Source organism: Faecalibacterium sp. AF27-11BH, from assembly GCF_003603005.1.
GTDB classification, from domain to species: Bacteria; Bacillota; Clostridia; order Oscillospirales; family Ruminococcaceae; genus Faecalibacterium; species Faecalibacterium taiwanense.
In genome coordinates this window covers 1-422 of the sequence record NZ_QVGS01000024.1, presented here as the reverse complement: position 1 = coordinate 422, position 422 = coordinate 1, and the positions used below count along the sequence as shown (strand labels likewise).

At 59.0% G+C, this 422-nt stretch carries 1 pseudogene; it reads right to left on the bottom strand.

Annotated features, from left to right (window positions below):
* A pseudogene (locus DWY76_RS14440) lies at positions 1-422 on the bottom strand (DNA primase); the annotation flags it as partial.

The following is a 422-nucleotide window of genomic DNA, read 5'->3' as shown; positions in this document are numbered from 1 at the left end:
CTGGCGGCATCTCCCATGAGCCGCTTGAGCACCAGCCCGATGCGGGACTTGCCCTCGCCGCCCTTGCCGACAATGAGCATCATCTTCTGCCCTTTGGTGCTGGGAATCAGGCAGTAGCCCAGATACTCCTGCAAGGTGGGGATGTCGGCATCGTCCAGCAGCTCGTGCAGAAAGGTCAGCCAGCGTTCCGGGTTGGCGGCTTTCGGGTCATATCTCACAGGTAAGCGGTTCTGGCAGAACAGGCGGCTCTCCTGAAAAGAGCCGTCCGGCAGATGGTACACGCCGTTCTGGAGATGGATGCAGTCCTGCTCGATGGGGAACGGGTCGGAAAAGGCCAGCAGCTTGATGGTCTCCAGAATGTTGGTGACCTTTTTGGACAGGCCGGAGGTGACATATTCCTCGATGTTCTCCAAGATGCGCTG